Below are 16,545 nucleotides of genomic sequence, written 5' to 3'. Positions count from 1 at the left end.
AGCAACATTAAATTTATGCCTAAAAGTCACCATCAACAAACTAGTTTACTGCAAACAACATTTTTTGAATTTTTTACCACTACCACATGGGCAAGGTTCGTTACGACCTACAGTAGGTAATGAACTGACTGGAACACTGTTTTCAATAATGGTATTTTCATCGTACAAAATATCCGATAATAAACCACCCTCACCCATTAATGAGTCGAATAATTCATCGCCTTCATTTGGCAAGTTTGCAAGTAATGCATCATCTGGTTCAGCGGAGTCTTCATCATCAACCCAAGATTCAAGCGTTTCTATCAGGTTAAACTCTGTTTGAATAAGCCCAGATTCAACTAATTTAGGTGCGTCAAACTTACTCCAAGCTTTTACTTCGTCTTGTTTAAAACGTTCTTCATCAAATAAATTTTCTTCACATAAACCTACAAACTGACTTTTAAACTGGTTAAGTTCGTATTCTATACATGAATCAGCTAGTGCGCTTAATAAAAAATTATTTATTTGGCTCGGCAAAGCTATAAATGCGGCAATCCAACGCGTTACATGTTCACTTAATTGTGTTTTATCAATTGTGCCAACGTCATATTGGGCAAAAACTGCTTCCATAGCCGATGCTTTGCAATACATAGCTTGATGACCATCGACAATATAGTCTGATAGCGCCTGTGTGTTACCACTTGCAACATTATAAAATAAGGTTGAGGTTAATTCAGTTAATGCATCACCAAAAACACGTTCAAGCGGTGTTAAAAAAGAGTCGGTACGTGAAAAGAGCTGTAGGCAATTTGGTAAAGCTGGTGTGTATTTAAGCTCTGCACATAATAAAATGCCGAAAAATAAAACAGCGTCTTGTTCCCCAGTAAGTGATGTGTCGTCTGCGATAAACTGTTCTATTAGTCGCTCTAGTTCTGGATAAAACACCAACCAATTATTTTTAACCGTCTCGAGTGCTTCAACAGGTAAATCGTTACCGTGTGCCTCACCTATCGCCAACAAAGCTTGTTCTAAATTCATGTATATTCCGAGTTAAATAATGAGTGATATGCCGCAAAGGTTGTATGGTAAACATTTACACTGCTCGTTACCATTTATAGCATCAGTTAAATTTTATTATCACTTTAGGTTTATTTACATTTTAACTGATATTTTACCCATGCAATGTGCCTAAACTTCTGTTGATAAATAACATATTAAATTATGCAGGTAGAATATTTAACCTGAAAACATGAGGTTTATAAGTCTATGCAGCTCGGTATAAGTAACTTCCTAAAGCTAAGTTAAGTGAAATAGTTTTTGTGTACAAGGTTAAGATAATAATGTTGAAAGCAGTGTATAGTGAATAACTTAATCAATATTGTGACGCTATCTACCGAACTTAAAAAGGTTATTATATGTTCAAAACTATTGTGCTGTTTATTTTTACGACACTCATTGCCACTCTACTTGTTTGTATTGTTTCTACACAAATTGTATTAGCTGATGTGCAATCATTTGGGCTTAATGTTAGCCATGATGTTCGTTTAAATACCACCCTTGATGACTTGATTGGACTAGGCCCCGTATTATATATATTAATTACATCTGGTTTTTTAATCGGCTTTATTATTGCTAAATATGCACATAAATATTTAGGTGGTAATAGAACGCTTTGGTATGTTGCCGCTGGTTGTACTACCTTCCCTCTGACAACCTATATTATTCAATACAGTATGGGCTTAACTATATTAGCGGCGGTGCGAACACCCATGGGACTATTCTTAGCTACTTTATGTTGCATATTTTCAGCATGGCTTTTTGCCTTCCTATCATCGCGATCGCATATTCACGCTAACAATCTAGGTAAATAAGATGAAAAGTAATCATAAAATAATTCAAAAAATCAGCATGAGTTTATATTTAATTATTGCTAGCACGATGACTTTTGCTGAAACACAGCCCAAGCAGTATAAAGTATCGACCGTTGTTGAAAATTTAAAGTTTCCTTGGTCAATCGCCTTTTTACCTAACAAGGATATGTTGATTACTGAGCGCGGAGGCAGCTTAAGAGTTGTAAGAGATGGAAAGCTACTTGAGCAAAAAGTCTCTGGTTTGCCAGATATTTATGTTGAAGGCCCTGCGGGACTATTCGATGTTGTGTTAGATCCTAACTTTGCTATAAACCAAAAACTTTATATTTCGTATAGTGGTGGCAGTGCAAGTAACAATTATGTAGAAGTGATCAGCGCCACTTTACAAGATATGTCATTACAACAAACCAAAGTTATTTTTACCGGTTCTAGTAGAAATACGCCGCATCATCATGGTGCTAGAATGACATTTTTACCTGATAATACCTTACTGATCACATCCGGTGATGGTTTTAATTTTCGAGATCAAGCACAGTCACTTGATAGCATGTTAGGGAAAGTCCTTAGAATTAACACCGACGGTAGCATTCCAAAAGACAACCCATTTATTGGTCAAGCCAACGTTAGGCCTGAAATTTACACCTACGGGCATCGCAATCCACAAGCAATATTAGTCAGTAAATCTAAAAAAGTTTGGCTGCATGAGCATGGCCCTAAAGGCGGTGACGAACTGAACTTAGTTAAATCAGGTACTAATTACGGCTGGCCTGCTATTACCTACGGTATGGATTATTCTGGCGCAGTTGTTTCACCTTTTACAACAGCAAAAGGTATGGAGCAACCCGTAACGTATTGGGTACCCTCAATAGCTCCAGCTGGTATGACAGAGTATCAGGGTAATATTTTTCCACAATGGCAAGGTGATCTGTTTATTGCTGCCCTCGCTGGGAAAAGCGTAAGAAGATTAAGTTTAGATGGCGAGAAAGTTGTAGAGCAAGAAACAATGTTAGCTGATCGAAAACAAAGGATCCGTGATATTAGAACCGGGCCAGATGGCTATATCTATGTGTTAACAGATAGCATAAATGGCGAATTATTAAAGATATTACCTGCACAATAAAGCGACTTATTTCACTCCTAATTTTAGTAAACAAACCGTTAATTTCCTGATTAGCGGTTTTTTTTAAATGTAAAATTCAAAAAGTAACTTGGACTCAACTCTAAGCATTAGCGCTACAAACCCTTTTTATCAAACTAAACACTAAAATAGCAAAAAGCCCGTTAACCTTACGATTTACGGGCTTTCTTAATGTGGCGGTGAAATAGAGGTTTGGACTCTACAAAAGGTTTAGCGCTAAAAACCATATTCTCGGTTTGGTAAACTCCAGACGAAAAAAAACCGCTAATAAATTAGCGGTTTTTTAGAATGTGGCGGTGAGATAGAGATTTGAACTCTAGAAGGGCTACAAACCCTTGCCGGTTTTCAAGACCGGTGCTTTCGACCACTCAGCCATCTCACCTGAAGTTCAAAAGCATTGCTGCTTCAGAACGGGGCGAATAATAAATACTGTTCGCGTCTTTGTAAAGTGCTAATTGCTAATAATAGGCATTTTAATTGATTTTTGTTACCGAGTGCTGAATAAACCATCAAATATTGATTTTATGCTCTCCTATTTGCTCTTATTTACACTTTTATTCTTAACTTTGTTTATTACGATTTGTAACAAACGTATGCAACAGTATTTACATTTTCAACTGTTATACTAGCTTATTACGAGTTTTAAGGAAGTGTGTTGCCTAAATCTAATCCATCAGTTGCTGATCGAAGTTTACTTAGTTTAACTTGGCCAATTTTTATTGATCTATTTTTCATTTTTATGATTAATGTCACTGATGCTTGGTTTTTAAGTCGAATATCAGATACTGCTGCGGCGTCTATAGGTGCTGTTATGCCTATTTTAGGCATTGCCTTTGCTCTTTATAGTACACTACATCAAGGCGGCAGTAGTGTTGCTGCACAACGAATTGGTGCTGGAGATTATAGTAAGTTAGCTTCTACTTATGGTGCCCTTTTTGCAATTTTGTTATTCGGTGGCCTTTTCCTGACCGTTATGATGATGTCTTTCGCCCCTACTTTTGCTCAGTGGATGGGTTTGCAAGATGATATGTCAGCTATGGCTAGTATTTATTTAAGTACCATAGGTATGGGCACTTGGGTATTAGCGATGCGGTTCGCCGCTGCAGCGGTTCTTACCTCGCAAGGTAAAACACATTGGAACATGTGGTCAACGTTTATAATGACCATAGTGAATATACTGTTTAATTATTTATTAATTGATGGAAAATTCGGTTTCCCTGCCCTTGGGGTTCAAGGCGTAGCCTATGCCTCTGTCATCGCCTGGGTTGTAAGCTTATGCTTTACATTGATTATTATAATTAAACACTTAAAAATCAATATTGCTTTACCCAACAATTGGGTGTTATTTAAAAAAGATAGTTCGCCTATTTTAAAAATAGCTTTGCCTTCTGTTTTAGATCCTATGTCATGGCAGCTGACGCAAATTATGATGACGGTGATGATTGTAACTATGGGCGAGCTAGCTTTAGCTACCCGTATCTATACTTTTAACTTGCTGTTTACGGCCATTCTTTATTGTTTTGCTATCAGTGCTGGTGTACAAATTAAGGTGGCTCATTTTATTGGTGCTAAACGATTTGATGAAGCACATGTTCAGCTGATGTTAGGCCTTAAAATTGGACTTGTTGGTTCAATGTTTTTTGTTTTTACATTATTAGGGTTTTCTGAATATTTTTTTAGTATATTCACCGATAACACCGATATTTGGGCTTTAGGGAAATTAATATTATGGGTCGCTATTATGGGAGAGTTTGGCCGCAGTATTAATCTTATTGTAGGCTCTTCATTGCGAGCTTCTGGTGATGCCCGTTATGTGTCAATTGCCGGCTTTATGTTGATGTGGTTCTTTGCCCTGCCTTTAGCTTGGCTTTTAGGGCTTCACTTTGCCTATGGTTTAGTGGGAATTTGGATAGCAACAAGTTTGGATGAGTGTATTCGCGGCGTTATTGGCTTTAAGCGTTGGCAAAGTGGTGTATGGCGAAATAAAGGCATATATGCTGAAGAAGTGCTGGTAAACGAGCCTAGTATAAATGAGCAAATTGATTACCAAGAAGCCAATGATTGCTTTGACACTTTACATACAGATCAAGTGAAAAAATAACCTTAAAATCGTCACAACTTTTATACGAGTCATCAGCTTATACAGTCAATTCTTTAGCTAATGACTAATCGATAACAGAAATATTAATAATAACGACGTTAATGATAATAATTTAACGTCGTTATTTAAGCGATGAAGGTTAGGTTTATTTAAACGATGCTGCCAAAGCAATGATATTATCGAGCCCTAACTTGTCTACAATGACTCTGTTTACATGATAAACACACGCTAGTAATTAGTTAAGCTCTATCTGCTCTTCTCTTTCTGCAAGTTGCTTGGCTTGGTTTATTCTTAACGCCAGATACAAATCAGAATGAACATATATTCCTTCATTGCCAGATTTTATTTCTGCGGTTACAAACCAGGCGAGTAATTGTCGCTTTCTTCCTGCAATTTCTAGGCGTACACCACGCTTTCTAAATATTGTATCTAGATCCGCTAACATGGCCATTACGCTTAAATCTAAATGGGTAAAGCATGGCACAGCATCAATAATGACACATTCTATATCATCTTTTTGTCTAGCGTATTGCTCTAATAATCTGCGTTTGAAAAAACTCGAATTGAAGTAAGTTAACGGCGAGTTAAAGCGGTAAATAAAAATGCCATCTATAGGTTTGGCTTTATCTGTGGTGTCTAAACTTCTTACAACGCCATTAACATCGACGCCAAGTATATGATCCGTTGGGCGCATTACTGTTCGAATAAATTGAAATAATCCAAGTAAAACTGCCAATGTTATACCAGGTATTACACCAATAAAAAGTACGGCAAACAGTGTTGTTAACGTTAAGTAAAAAGCTTGTCTGTCTTTTGATCTAAGCTTCCAAACAGATTTTAAATCTAAAAGGTGCGCAGAGGCGATAATTAATACGATACCTAATGCAGCACTTGGAATATATTCAAGCGGAGCGGTAATAAAAATAGCGATAATGGCGATAATTATGGCTGCAAGAATAGACACTAGTTGTGTTTTACCGCCGTTAGCGTCATTTACCGCGGTGCGAGATGCAGCACCACTCACAGCAAAGCCTTGCGACAGCGCCGAAGCAAAGTTTGCCATACCTAGCGCCATAAACTCTTTATCTGCGTCAATCTCGTATCCATTTTTAGCGGCAAAACTACGTGCGGTAAGCATTAAACTAACAAAGCTCACTATCGCTAAGTTAAGTGCGGGCATGACTAATTCACGAATAATCCCGATATTAAAATCAGGTGCCTTAAATAACGGCAAACCTCCGTCGACAACACCAATGGTTTTTATGTCAAATTGCTCTAAATTTAAAAGCCAGACTAATGTTGTTGCAACAGTAATTGCGATCATAGATGCAGGCCAAGTTGGCTTTACACGTTTAAGTAAAAAATAAATACCAACCGTGAGTAAAGCCATTAATAGCGTAGGAACATGCGCTTGCGCTAGGTAGTTTGGTACGCCACCTAAACGTTCAAGCAGGTATTTTTCGTCAAAAGTAAAACCAAAAATTTTAGAAAATTGACCAACAATAATGGTAATGGCGACACCATTTAATAGCCCCATCAAAATAGGTTTTGATAAAAAATCAGCCAATACACCAAGTTTAAATCGACTTGCAATTATGCACCAAAAGCCAGTCATAACAGTCATGGTGATAACGAGTTGCCAGTGCTTAACAATATCTCCTGCTGCTAAAGGAGTAACAACAGCGGCAATTACCGCACAAGTTGCTGCATCAGGCCCAATAATAAGTTGTTTAGACGTGCCAAATAACGCATATATAATCATCGGTAATACGCAAGAATATAAACCAACAGCGGCATTAACGCCGGTAAGTTGTGCGTATGCAATAGCGACCGGTAAAGCGACTGCGGCAACTGATAGTGCTGCTTTAGCGTCATCAGCAAACCATGTACGTTCATAATTGAATAACACATTCAAGCCGGGCATGACATTATATAAACGTGACAACAAAGCTGTTTCCTTAGTGAGCTAATAATGGCTTAATAATAGGGTTATTAGAGTATAAAATATAGTGAAAATACGTACAATATGAATGAAATATATTATTTTGATAATAGGCCATTACACCAGCCTACTTGTATGATTGAATTTAAGTTTACTTATCGAACTCGGTTTGTTGTAAAGAGATATAAAAATTAAGAAAATACCGATAGTAACTGCGCATTATCGATATTTAAAAGACACCAACATTAACCCTTTATGGTGTAGTAGCCTTTTGTCATTAATGATACGGTAACATCTTGCAAGCTTTCGTTTTTCCAATACCAACCGTGTGAACCTTTAAAAGGCGTAGTAAGTGAACCTTGCATGTTATTTGATGTGGTAATAGAAAAACTTTCAAAATAGCCCGTTTTATCCTCAGCAGGCTCGCCATGAAAATCAAAATAAAGTGCTGTGCCATCAGTTTTCCATTCGTACTCCACATGAGCATGTTTTTCCATGTTTAACTTATATTCTAAGCCCTGACCTGCTGGAATGATAATTTCAATATTATCGGTACGTAGTTCATGATTTTGTTCGCCACGATCAAGCACAATTTTCGGCACTTTTTCTGAAGCTTCGGCTATCGCTGTAAGGCCTAATTTAGCCCCAAGTCCTGTGGGGTCTATATTGTATTCTGCCGGTAAAATACAGGTAATAAGCAATATTAACGCTACTAATAGTGCCATAACACCTGCTTTAACCAGTGTTTTAGTCGTATGTACTGGGATATTAAATTCGTTCATGATAAATCCTGATATTATATTCAATTGAGCATTAAAATTTTTTAATTCATTAATAAGCACTAAGCGTGCAATTCAACAAAATTAATTGACAAAGTAACCGGTCAGTTGCAAACCAATTAGCATCAGCCCGGCACTCATTAAGGCTGTATTGGTCATTATGGCAAAGCCCGAGTAGCTTGAATGTCGTCGCCAAAGATTTAACACTATTAACACCATGGCAAGTGCCAAAAACTGTCCTATTTCAACGCCAATATTAAATGAGATGATGTTGGTGATTAAGCCGTCTGTTGGCAGCTGAAACTCTTGTATTTTAGTTGCTAACCCAAAGCCATGAAATAGTCCAAATATACACACAGCAATTTTTGTATTAGGCTGATAATTAAACAAACGCTGAAAACCGCCTAAATTATCAAAGCCTTTATAGACAACTGATAAACCAATAATTGCATCAATTATATAAGGGTTTATCGCAATGTTACCAAACACACCATAAAGTAAAGTTATACTGTGGCCTAGAGTAAATAGGCTTACATATAACAGCACATCTTTACTGCGAAACAAAAAGAAAACGACACCGACTAAAAATAATAAATGATCGTAGCCCGTTAACATGTGTTTCGCGCCAATATAAATAAACGGAAATATTGCTGAGCCTTGGTTAGCTTCTAAAAATTGTTTGGTAGCGTCGTCTACGCCGTGTGCTAGTAATGAAAATGATGTGAATGAAGCTATGACTATCAGTAGCGTATAGATTAATTTATTGCTGATATTCTTCAATGAGTGTTCCTTATTTTTATAATTATTTAAACAGTACTAAAGCGAAAGCAATACTATATTTGTATCTAAAAGGAATATGCTAAATAATAGTTATATTATTAACTTTATTATTGATAATCATGAACAATACTCCGCAATTGATCAGCTTAGTTGACCTTTCTATCGCTTTTATTCCCGTTGTTATCGCATTATTTTTTTTATATTTATGGTCTTTAAATGTAAAACAAGCAAGCTATGCTATTGCTCGGATGTTAATACAGTTATTACTTATTGGCTACGCCCTTAGCTATATATTTTTCTCTGATAATGTTTGGCTTATATCGACTATATTAATCACAATGGTTGGGATTTCTTGTTGGATAGCCTTACACACCCTGCCCACCTACCGTTTACTGCTATTCAAGCAAGGTTTTATTGCCATTATTTGTGGTGGTGGTTTTACTTTAGTCTTTATCACTCAAGGCGCATTAGTAATAACGCCATGGTATCAAGCACAAATTATTATCCCATTAGCTGGCATGATATTCGCCACCGCAATGAATAGTATTAGTTTATGTGCTGAGCGTTTATTTTCTGAAATGAACAATGGGGTACCTTACCATCAAGCAAGAAAGAATGCGCTTAATGCGGCAACGATACCCGTTATAAACACTCTATTTGCTGTTGGTTTAGTCTCAATACCTGGCATGATGACAGGGCAAATACTCTCAGGTGTTTCACCTTTAATCGCCGCTAGATATCAAATTATTGTTATGTGTATGATTTTTGCCTCAGCCATAATATCGTCAGTGATATTTTTAATCTTGTCTGAAAAAACAGTAAAGTTAATCACAAGCCAAAATTCAAACCCATAGCATTAAGCACTTAGTTTCATATGGCACTAGAAATTGATAAAAATCCCAAAAGGAACTACAATGACTTTATCAGTAGATAGAGGGCTATTATATGACAGTTTCAAATTATCAAAATAAACCCCAAAAAATCAGCAGTTCAGTGGCATTTAAACTGGGTAGCAATATTTTAGAAAAATGGCGATGCAGTGCAAGCGATAAACAAGCCATTCTAGGGTTAACTAAAAGTAGCTATTATCGATTTCAAAATAATGAAAGTGCTACGCTGTCTAACGATCAATTAGAGCGTATTAGTTATATCGCAAACATACATCAAGCATTAAAAATGGTTTTCTCTAACCCGGACAATGTTTATGGCTTTATGGCGATGAAAAATGATAACCCGTACTTTAATGGTAACTCACCGTTATCACTTATTTCGACGGGAAAATTTGGCACCTTATACGAAGTGTTTAAACGAATAGACGCTATGCGTAACGGTCAATGGTAACGTGAAAGTACCTACTAAAGTAATAAAGCTTAAAAACAAAGTGACATTTAGGTTGGTCAATTCAAAGTTCCCGCCTATTACGCTTTTTGATGATGTAATAAGCTCTGATCATTTTGAAGCGGTTTATGCCATTCAAGCGTTAACTAACCCTAGAATTTTAAATGAACTTGGTAACTTATCACTGCTTTCAACCCAAGAAATTCCGTTCGGTATTGACGGTGTTAACTATGTTACAGCCCCTTTTACTCATATAAATGTTGATGGTTCACGTTTTAGCAATGGTGACTTTGGCGTACTTTATCTTGCAGACACTGTTGATACCGCGATTAAAGAAACGCTTTATCATCAAGAGAAATACTTTCAAAACATAACGGGCTTGCATTACGACACGGTAGATATGCGCTGCTTAAAAGTCACCTTTAGCGCTAATGTTGCTGATTGTTCAAAAGTTGAAGGAATTAGTGAGTCTGACAGTTATGTACAGCCAAGAATACTTGGCGCACAGCTTAAAAAAAATAGTCAGCAAGGTTTTCAATATCAGTCTGTCAGAAATCAGGGTGCTACTTGTTGGGGGCTTTTTTCACCTATTCATGTCTCTGCCGCTATTCAAACGAAACATTTTGAGTTTATTTTTGACGGAAATTCAATCGCCAAAGTTAGAGAGCTTGTAAGTAATTGATTGAGTAAATACATATCAGAAATTAAATCTTTAGATGATAGGTATTGATAAATATCTGAAACCTATTAACTCAAGCTTATGATCAAAAAAGGGTTATGATCACTTTAGCGTAATCCATAACCCTTATTTATATATACCTGCTTTTATAATCGTCGTATCTTTTACTTACGTTATTTTATTGTGTAAATAGTAAGTCTACCGATTAAAATGAAAAGTCTTCACTGGCTAATGACATCATCGAATCAGAACCACCTGCAATACAAGCAGCGTGACCTTGGGCTCTAGGTAATATACGTTTAAAGTAAAACTCACATGTTTGAAGTTTTGCTTGATAGAAAGCAGCATCTTCAGCGCCAGTTTTTAATTTTTCATGAGCTACTGAAGCCATTTGCGCCCAAAAGTAAGCCAAGGTAACGTAACCCGCGAACATAAGGTAATCAACTGAAGCCCCGCCAATTTCATCTGCATTGCCCATGGCCTTTTTACCTACATCTGCCGTAATATCCTGCCATTGTTGAAAATAAGCACCTAGCGTTTGTATTTGCTCTGTCATCGCTGCGTTATTCGCGTTGGCTTGACAAAATTGAGTCACATCAGCCATAAATGGTTGTAAAATTGCCCCCTTACTGCCTAATATTTTACGCGCAAGTAAATCTAATGCTTGGATACCCGTTGTACCTTCATAGAGACAGCTTATTTTGGTGTCACGCATTAATTGTTCCATGCCCCACTCTTTAATAAAACCATGTCCACCAAATATTTGCACACCATGACTGGTACATTCAAAACCTAACTCACTTAATAGTGCTTTTGCTATCGGCGTTAGTAAAGCGAGCTTAGTTTCAGCATTTACAGTTTTTTCTTTATCTTTTTCAGCATGTGTTATATCAACTAATTGTGATAAATATCCGATAAGCGCTCGGCCGCCTTCAGCAATAGATTTTTGTGTGAGCAACATTCTACGAACATCTGGATGTACTATGATGGGATCAGCTGGACCATTTGGGTTTTTAATCCCGCTAATTGAACGCATTTGCAAACGATCTTTGGCATAAGCTAATGCACCTTGAAAAGATGCCTCTGTTGCTGCAGTACCCTCAAGGGCCACACCTAAGCGTGCTGAATTCATAAAAGTAAACATGCAGTTTAAACCGCGATTAACTTCACCAATTAAATAACCTTTGGCATTATCAAAATTTATCACACAGGTTGCATTAGCGTTAATGCCCATTTTGTGTTCAATAGAGCCACAACTAACACCGTTTCTGTCAGCTACCGTTCCGTCTTCATTTACGTTAAATTTTGGAACAATAAATAAAGAAATTCCTTTACTACCTTCTGGTGAGCCAGGAATACGAGCAATAACTATATGTACGATATTGTCAGATAAGTCGTGCTCTCCGGCAGATATAAATATCTTTGAACCGGTTAATGAATAACTACCGTCTGCACTCAATTCGGCTTTAGTACGCAGCATACCTAAGTCAGTACCACAATGCGCTTCGGTTAAGCACATGGTGCCTGTCCAACTACCTTCAACTAACTTTGGCATAAATTGTTGTTTTTGAGTTTCAGTACCATGTGCCTCAATAGTTGCTAATGCGCCATGACTTAAACCAGGGTACATAGCGAAACTATGATTTGCTGATGACATCATTTCGCTGATTGCACTATTGAGTGAATGCGGTAATCCTTGACCACCAAATTCAACACTTTGAGATAAAGTAGGCCATCCACCTTCAACATATTGTTGATAAGCGTCTTTAAAACCATCAGGTGTTGTTACTACACCATCTGTCCAAGTACACCCTTGTTGATCACCAATTTGATTAAGTGGCGCAATAACTTGCTCAGTAAATTTGGCGGCTTCTGATAAAATAGCATCAACCATATCTTCACTGGCATCGTTGAACCCTAAGTGTTGATAGTGTTTGTCACAATTAAGTAATTCTTGCATGACGAACTTTATATCTCTTATCGGTGCTTTATACTCTGGCATTTAAATACTCTCCACATTAATTTATGACAACATTACAATCACTATATACATATAGTGATTATGCTAATTACATTGATGTTATAAAACAAATGAATATTATTAATCACTATCTATTAAAAAATCGTATACAGAAAAGCATTAATACTGCCAAAGATTATAAAATGCATAATTAAATCAATTGGTTTTTCTCACATCTCGTTTGCTACTTTATGGCTCAGCCTACTTAACCAGCCCTACTATATTTTATTGGAATACATCACCATAATAATTATTCATTGGTTTTATAAAGAGTGTAGATTTAATATAAGTACATGTGCTTATTTTTGTAAGTTACTCGAATGGTTATTAAAATAATATTTTATATGTTCATAAAGGATGTCTTATGTCAGTTATTACCTTGTTAGAAGAGCGGTATTCAACTCGTGCTTATTTAAGTAAACCCATTCGCCAAGAATTACTTGAAGCAATTTTTAAACAAGCGCAACAAGCACCATCAAACTGTAATGTACAGCCTTGGCAGACTTGTGTTGTTTCAGGCGAGAAAAAAGAGCAACTGAAAAATGATTTAGTTGCGACAATTATGCAAGGTGCAGCGCCAAACCCTGATTTTAACTGGTTACCTAAATATGAAGGTATTCACCGAGAACGACAGTTCGGTTCGGCTAACGCATTGTATTCTGCAATTGGTGTAGCGCGTGAAGATAAAAAAGCACGACAAATGGCAATGATACGTAACTGGCAATTTTTTGATGCGCCGCATGTAGCATTTTTTACTATGGACAAGTACCTAGACATAATGGGCGCTGTTGACTTAGGCATTTACGCACAATCTTTATCGTTAATCTTAGCTGAACATGGCATTTCATCTTGTATGCAAGGCGCTTTGGGACAATTTCCAGACCCCGTTAAAAAAGCGCTTAACCTGCCTGAACAGCGTGGAATTTTATTTGGTATGTCGTTTGGTTACGCAGACGAAAGCGCCGCAGTTAACGCTACTCGCACCGAACGAGAAAATGTGGCTAATGCCGTTGAATTTTTTAGCTAATATTGATGCAAACGATGCCGCTAAAAAGCCACTACATAGATATTGAAGGTGTTAACATACATTATGTTAGCGACGAACCATGCGCAAATGAAAATACCAATACCGTTGCTACATTGGTTTTTCTTCATGGTTTTCCCGAGTATTGGCAAGCATGGCAACATCAACTCAACTATTTCTCAAATAACTATCGTGTTATTGCTCCTGACTTGCCCGGTTATAACCTAAGCGATAAACCCAATGATGTTAATTTTTATCAGGTTCCACACTTAATTGCATTTATCAGTAAATTTATCGCAGCGGTAAGCCAAAACCAAAAGGTATTCTTAGTCGCACATGATTGGGGGGGCGCTATTGCTTGGCCCTTAGCCGCGTTCTATCCTCAATATATTGATAAGTTAGTCATTTTAAATGCGGCGCATCCAAGTACTTTCACTCGTGAAATGATCAACAATCCCCTACAACGCAGTAAAAGCGACTATATTCATCAATTAATTGACCTCAATGCTAAAGATTTACTTCAACAAAATAATTATCAGTACTTGTGTGAAAAAATGACTTTTTCTGATGGTTCTTCGGTATTAAATGACAAAAATAAAACCTTGTATATTAATGTTTGGCAACAAACGGGGGTTATTAATGGCATGCTTCAGTACTACCGTGCTATGCCTCAACTTGCTTCAAAAAACGAAAAAAATTCAAACGAGCAAGTAAAGCAAGTTACTGAGATGAAAATACCCAATATTCGAGTGCATGTTCCCACCTTAATATTATGGGGAGAACAAGACGAAGCCTTTGTTGTAGAGAATCTAGACGACCTTGAGCAGTATGTACCAAACTGCACGATTAAACGTTTTCAAGATGCCAGCCATTGGTTGATGCATGAAAAATCTACTGAGATTAATTACGCGATTGAAGGTTTTATCTACGCTTAATTTTTAACTCTTAAGCAATTTTATTAAATAACGAAGTAAAGTCATTAGATTCACTAATAAATATATGCAAAGTCTTGCTAAATTCATCGAAGCCTTATGTGTTTTATGTATAAAGCAAGATAGCAATAAGTTCGTTATTTTGTGTTTATAGGAAAGCAAATATAGCTAGAAGAATGCAATCAAAAGCAATTTATACAAAATAACTGTGCCGGTAACAGGTTTGCTAGTTAAGCCAACAAAAGTAAAGCGCTGTTATTTCGACATAAATTTAACCAAGAACGTTCAATAGCCTCCATTGGAGATGAATATGCAAGGTACAGAATTAGTCACATTAGTTAATACTCAAGTGGTTCCAATATGTATATTTTTGATTATGATGGGCATGGGATTATCGCTCGTACCAAATGATTTTAAACGTATCTTAAAATATCCAAAAGCAGTATCGGTTGGCTTGCTTAATCAATTAATATTACTTCCCATTATTGGCTTTACACTTGCTAATATTATGCCATTAGAACCTGAATATGCGGTTGGTGTTATGTTGTTAGTGCTTTGCCCTGGCGGTACTACCTCAAACATGTTTTCGCATATCGCAAAAGGTGATGTTGCACTTTCTGTTACCATGACCGCGGTGGCAAGCTTAATCACCGTTTTTACCATTCCAGTTGTGTTAAATTTATCACTTGTGCACTTTATGGGTGAAGGTAGCGAGTTTCAGCTCCCCTTAATACCTACTATTATCAGTTTAATGGGCTTAACTATTGTGCCTATTGCTATTGGCATGTTAATTAAATCTTTTGCACCTCGCTTTGCTGATAGTAGCCAAGTATTAGTGTCGAGATTTGGTATTTTGTTTTTAACCTTGTTGATTATATTTTTAACTTATGTGCAACAAGATATTGTTGTATCGGCTTTTATTGCTACAGGGCCAGTTTCTCTTATATTAAATATTTCAACAATGGCGTTAGGCTACTATTCAAGCCGCTGGTTTGGTTTAAATGCCGCACAAACCACCTCAGTGACTATTGAGGTAGGCCTACAAAACAGTACATTATCAATGTTTATGGCGTTAACATTATTAGCGAATTATAAAATGTCGTTTACCCCTGCTATTTATACTTTGGTGATGTTGTTTACCGCAGGTGTATTAGTGAGATTTTTACGCGCTAGAGTTAACTTACCCGCATCGCAAGCTCAAACCTAATTAATTGAAATAGCAATAATTTCGACATTAGTTACGTTATAGTGTCGTATTTATCAACTAGAAATAAAGAAAGCTAAAGAGAACTATTATGATAACAATTCATCATCTAAATAAGTCACGTTCAACCCGTGTGCTTTGGTTATTAGAAGAACTTGGCATGCCATATAACGTGGTTAACCACGTGCGTGATCCGCTAACAAGATTAGCTCCAGAGAGTTTACGACTGGTTCATCCGCTTGCTAAAGCTCCCATTATTGTTGATAACGAAATTACTTTATGTGAATCGGGAGCGATTATGGAATATTTGCTTAATCAAACCAACAATGAAAGCCTTCGTCCCAAAATGAATACAACTGAGTACTACCATTACCTAGAATGGCTTCATTTTGCTGAAGGATCACTAAGTTTACCGGTCATCAGCACGTTATTAATGTCGATGGAAACACGTGATGGTAAACAACCTCTTGATGGCTATATCGCTAAGGAAATTAATTTAGACTTTTCTTATATTGAAAGTACTTTAGCAACACGCCAATATTTTGCAGGTGATTGTTTTACTGCTGCTGATATTATGATGACAATTGTGCTTGAAATGGCTGATAATCTAGGGTTACTAAAATCTAGAACTTATACCAAAGCCTATTTAGATAATGTAAAACAACGCTCTGCCTACCAAAAAGCAGCAAGCTTGGGCTGAACTATAATGCGCAGACATGATAACACAACATAAACTGCTCATGCTGTGCACTTATTTA

Annotated in this window: 15 protein-coding genes and 1 tRNA gene; 10 read left to right on the top strand and 6 right to left on the bottom strand. The window is 36.8% G+C overall.

Features of this window, described 5'->3' with window-relative positions; translation table 11 throughout:
* Nucleotides 1–45: 45 nt before the first annotated feature.
* A complete protein-coding gene (locus tag DBO93_RS09170) occupies nucleotides 46–1,017 on the bottom strand; it encodes a DUF1186 domain-containing protein (protein ID WP_108456074.1) in 972 nt (323 codons plus the stop codon).
* Between the two features lie 377 nt (nucleotides 1,018–1,394).
* On the opposite strand from DBO93_RS09170, the gene DBO93_RS09165 reads away from it, so the two are divergent.
* Nucleotides 1,395–1,850 (top strand): hypothetical protein, encoded by a 456-nt coding sequence (locus tag DBO93_RS09165; protein WP_108456073.1) that lies wholly within the window; start codon nucleotides 1,395–1,397, stop codon nucleotides 1,848–1,850.
* A 1-nt stretch (nucleotide 1,851) separates the two neighbouring features.
* Nucleotides 1,852–2,970 carry a PQQ-dependent sugar dehydrogenase gene (locus DBO93_RS09160; RefSeq protein ID WP_108456072.1) on the top strand — a complete coding sequence of 373 codons (1,119 nt, stop codon included), beginning with the start codon at nucleotides 1,852–1,854 and terminating at the stop codon, nucleotides 2,968–2,970.
* Nucleotides 2,971–3,279: 309 nt separating this feature from the next.
* On the opposite strand, the gene DBO93_RS09155 is transcribed toward DBO93_RS09160, so the two are convergent.
* A tRNA-Ser gene (locus DBO93_RS09155) sits at nucleotides 3,280–3,370 on the bottom strand.
* Between the two features lie 273 nt (nucleotides 3,371–3,643).
* Between DBO93_RS09155 and DBO93_RS09150 the strand changes: the two genes are divergently transcribed.
* Nucleotides 3,644–5,089 (top strand): MATE family efflux transporter, encoded by a 1,446-nt coding sequence (locus DBO93_RS09150; RefSeq protein ID WP_108456071.1) that lies wholly within the window; start codon nucleotides 3,644–3,646, stop codon nucleotides 5,087–5,089.
* 235 nt (nucleotides 5,090–5,324) lie between these two features.
* Here DBO93_RS09150 and DBO93_RS09145 read toward each other — a convergent pair whose 3' ends face one another.
* From DBO93_RS09145 to DBO93_RS09135, 3 genes are all read right to left on the bottom strand, one after another.
* Complete coding sequence (locus DBO93_RS09145; RefSeq protein ID WP_204100665.1) at nucleotides 5,325–7,037, bottom strand: SulP family inorganic anion transporter; 1,713 nt, start codon at nucleotides 7,035–7,037, stop codon at nucleotides 5,325–5,327.
* 239 nt (nucleotides 7,038–7,276) lie between these two features.
* Entirely contained in the window at nucleotides 7,277–7,813 is a 537-nt protein-coding gene (locus DBO93_RS09140; protein WP_108456070.1) for a hypothetical protein, read from the bottom strand.
* An 81-nt stretch (nucleotides 7,814–7,894) separates the two neighbouring features.
* On the bottom strand, nucleotides 7,895–8,590 hold the full coding sequence (locus DBO93_RS09135; protein ID WP_108456069.1) for a HupE/UreJ family protein: 696 nt from the start codon (nucleotides 8,588–8,590) through the stop codon (nucleotides 7,895–7,897).
* A 119-nt stretch (nucleotides 8,591–8,709) separates the two neighbouring features.
* On the opposite strand from DBO93_RS09135, the gene DBO93_RS09130 reads away from it, so the two are divergent.
* From DBO93_RS09130 to DBO93_RS09120, 3 genes are all read left to right on the top strand, one after another.
* The gene (locus tag DBO93_RS09130) at nucleotides 8,710–9,444 is read left to right on the top strand and encodes an ABC transporter permease (protein ID WP_108456068.1); all 735 of its coding nucleotides are present in this window, start codon (nucleotides 8,710–8,712) and stop codon (nucleotides 9,442–9,444) included.
* A gap of 91 nt (nucleotides 9,445–9,535) precedes the next feature.
* Complete coding sequence (locus DBO93_RS09125) at nucleotides 9,536–9,931, top strand: antitoxin Xre-like helix-turn-helix domain-containing protein (protein WP_108456067.1); 396 nt, start codon at nucleotides 9,536–9,538, stop codon at nucleotides 9,929–9,931.
* 1 nt (nucleotide 9,932) lies between these two features.
* Nucleotides 9,933–10,610 carry an RES family NAD+ phosphorylase gene (locus DBO93_RS09120; protein ID WP_108456066.1) on the top strand — a complete coding sequence of 226 codons (678 nt, stop codon included), beginning with the start codon at nucleotides 9,933–9,935 and terminating at the stop codon, nucleotides 10,608–10,610.
* 202 nt (nucleotides 10,611–10,812) lie between these two features.
* Here the strand turns inward: DBO93_RS09120 and DBO93_RS09115 are convergent, their stop codons facing one another.
* The gene (locus DBO93_RS09115; RefSeq protein WP_108456065.1) at nucleotides 10,813–12,609 is read right to left on the bottom strand and encodes an acyl-CoA dehydrogenase C-terminal domain-containing protein; all 1,797 of its coding nucleotides are present in this window, start codon (nucleotides 12,607–12,609) and stop codon (nucleotides 10,813–10,815) included.
* Nucleotides 12,610–12,991: 382 nt separating this feature from the next.
* Between DBO93_RS09115 and DBO93_RS09110 the strand changes: the two genes are divergently transcribed.
* The 4 genes from DBO93_RS09110 (at nucleotide 12,992) to DBO93_RS09095 (ending at nucleotide 16,487) form a co-directional block, all read left to right on the top strand.
* A complete protein-coding gene (locus tag DBO93_RS09110; protein WP_108456064.1) occupies nucleotides 12,992–13,654 on the top strand; it encodes a nitroreductase in 663 nt (220 codons plus the stop codon).
* Nucleotides 13,655–13,659: 5 nt separating this feature from the next.
* The gene (locus tag DBO93_RS09105) at nucleotides 13,660–14,586 is read left to right on the top strand and encodes an alpha/beta hydrolase (protein ID WP_343215948.1); all 927 of its coding nucleotides are present in this window, start codon (nucleotides 13,660–13,662) and stop codon (nucleotides 14,584–14,586) included.
* Nucleotides 14,587–14,893: 307 nt separating this feature from the next.
* Nucleotides 14,894–15,790 (top strand): bile acid:sodium symporter family protein, encoded by an 897-nt coding sequence (locus tag DBO93_RS09100; RefSeq protein WP_108456063.1) that lies wholly within the window; start codon nucleotides 14,894–14,896, stop codon nucleotides 15,788–15,790.
* An 88-nt stretch (nucleotides 15,791–15,878) separates the two neighbouring features.
* On the top strand, nucleotides 15,879–16,487 hold the full coding sequence (locus tag DBO93_RS09095; protein WP_108456062.1) for a glutathione S-transferase family protein: 609 nt from the start codon (nucleotides 15,879–15,881) through the stop codon (nucleotides 16,485–16,487).
* Nucleotides 16,488–16,545: the final 58 nt, after the last annotated feature.

Source organism: Colwellia sp. Arc7-D, assembly GCF_003061515.1.
In the GTDB taxonomy this organism is placed as follows: Bacteria; Pseudomonadota; Gammaproteobacteria; order Enterobacterales; family Alteromonadaceae; genus Cognaticolwellia.
This window is presented reverse-complemented; position numbering and strand designations above follow the sequence as displayed.

Bases quoted from the DNA above. Each gene is read 5' to 3' on its own strand.
- DBO93_RS09160 (WP_108456072.1), top strand. From the start codon at position 1,852: ATGAAAAGTAATCATAAAATAATTCAAAAAATCAGCATGAGTTTATAT.
- DBO93_RS09115 (WP_108456065.1), bottom strand. From the start codon at position 12,609: ATGCCAGAGTATAAAGCACCGATAAGAGATATAAAGTTCGTCATGCAA.
- DBO93_RS09165 (WP_108456073.1), top strand. From the start codon at position 1,395: ATGTTCAAAACTATTGTGCTGTTTATTTTTACGACACTCATTGCCACT.
- DBO93_RS09105 (WP_343215948.1), top strand. From the start codon at position 13,660: ATGCAAACGATGCCGCTAAAAAGCCACTACATAGATATTGAAGGTGTT.
- DBO93_RS09170 (WP_108456074.1), bottom strand. From the start codon at position 1,017: ATGAATTTAGAACAAGCTTTGTTGGCGATAGGTGAGGCACACGGTAAC.
- DBO93_RS09095 (WP_108456062.1), top strand. From the start codon at position 15,879: ATGATAACAATTCATCATCTAAATAAGTCACGTTCAACCCGTGTGCTT.
- DBO93_RS09130 (WP_108456068.1), top strand. From the start codon at position 8,710: ATGAACAATACTCCGCAATTGATCAGCTTAGTTGACCTTTCTATCGCT.
- DBO93_RS09110 (WP_108456064.1), top strand. From the start codon at position 12,992: ATGTCAGTTATTACCTTGTTAGAAGAGCGGTATTCAACTCGTGCTTAT.
- DBO93_RS09100 (WP_108456063.1), top strand. From the start codon at position 14,894: ATGCAAGGTACAGAATTAGTCACATTAGTTAATACTCAAGTGGTTCCA.
- DBO93_RS09125 (WP_108456067.1), top strand. From the start codon at position 9,536: ATGACAGTTTCAAATTATCAAAATAAACCCCAAAAAATCAGCAGTTCA.
- DBO93_RS09140 (WP_108456070.1), bottom strand. From the start codon at position 7,813: ATGAACGAATTTAATATCCCAGTACATACGACTAAAACACTGGTTAAA.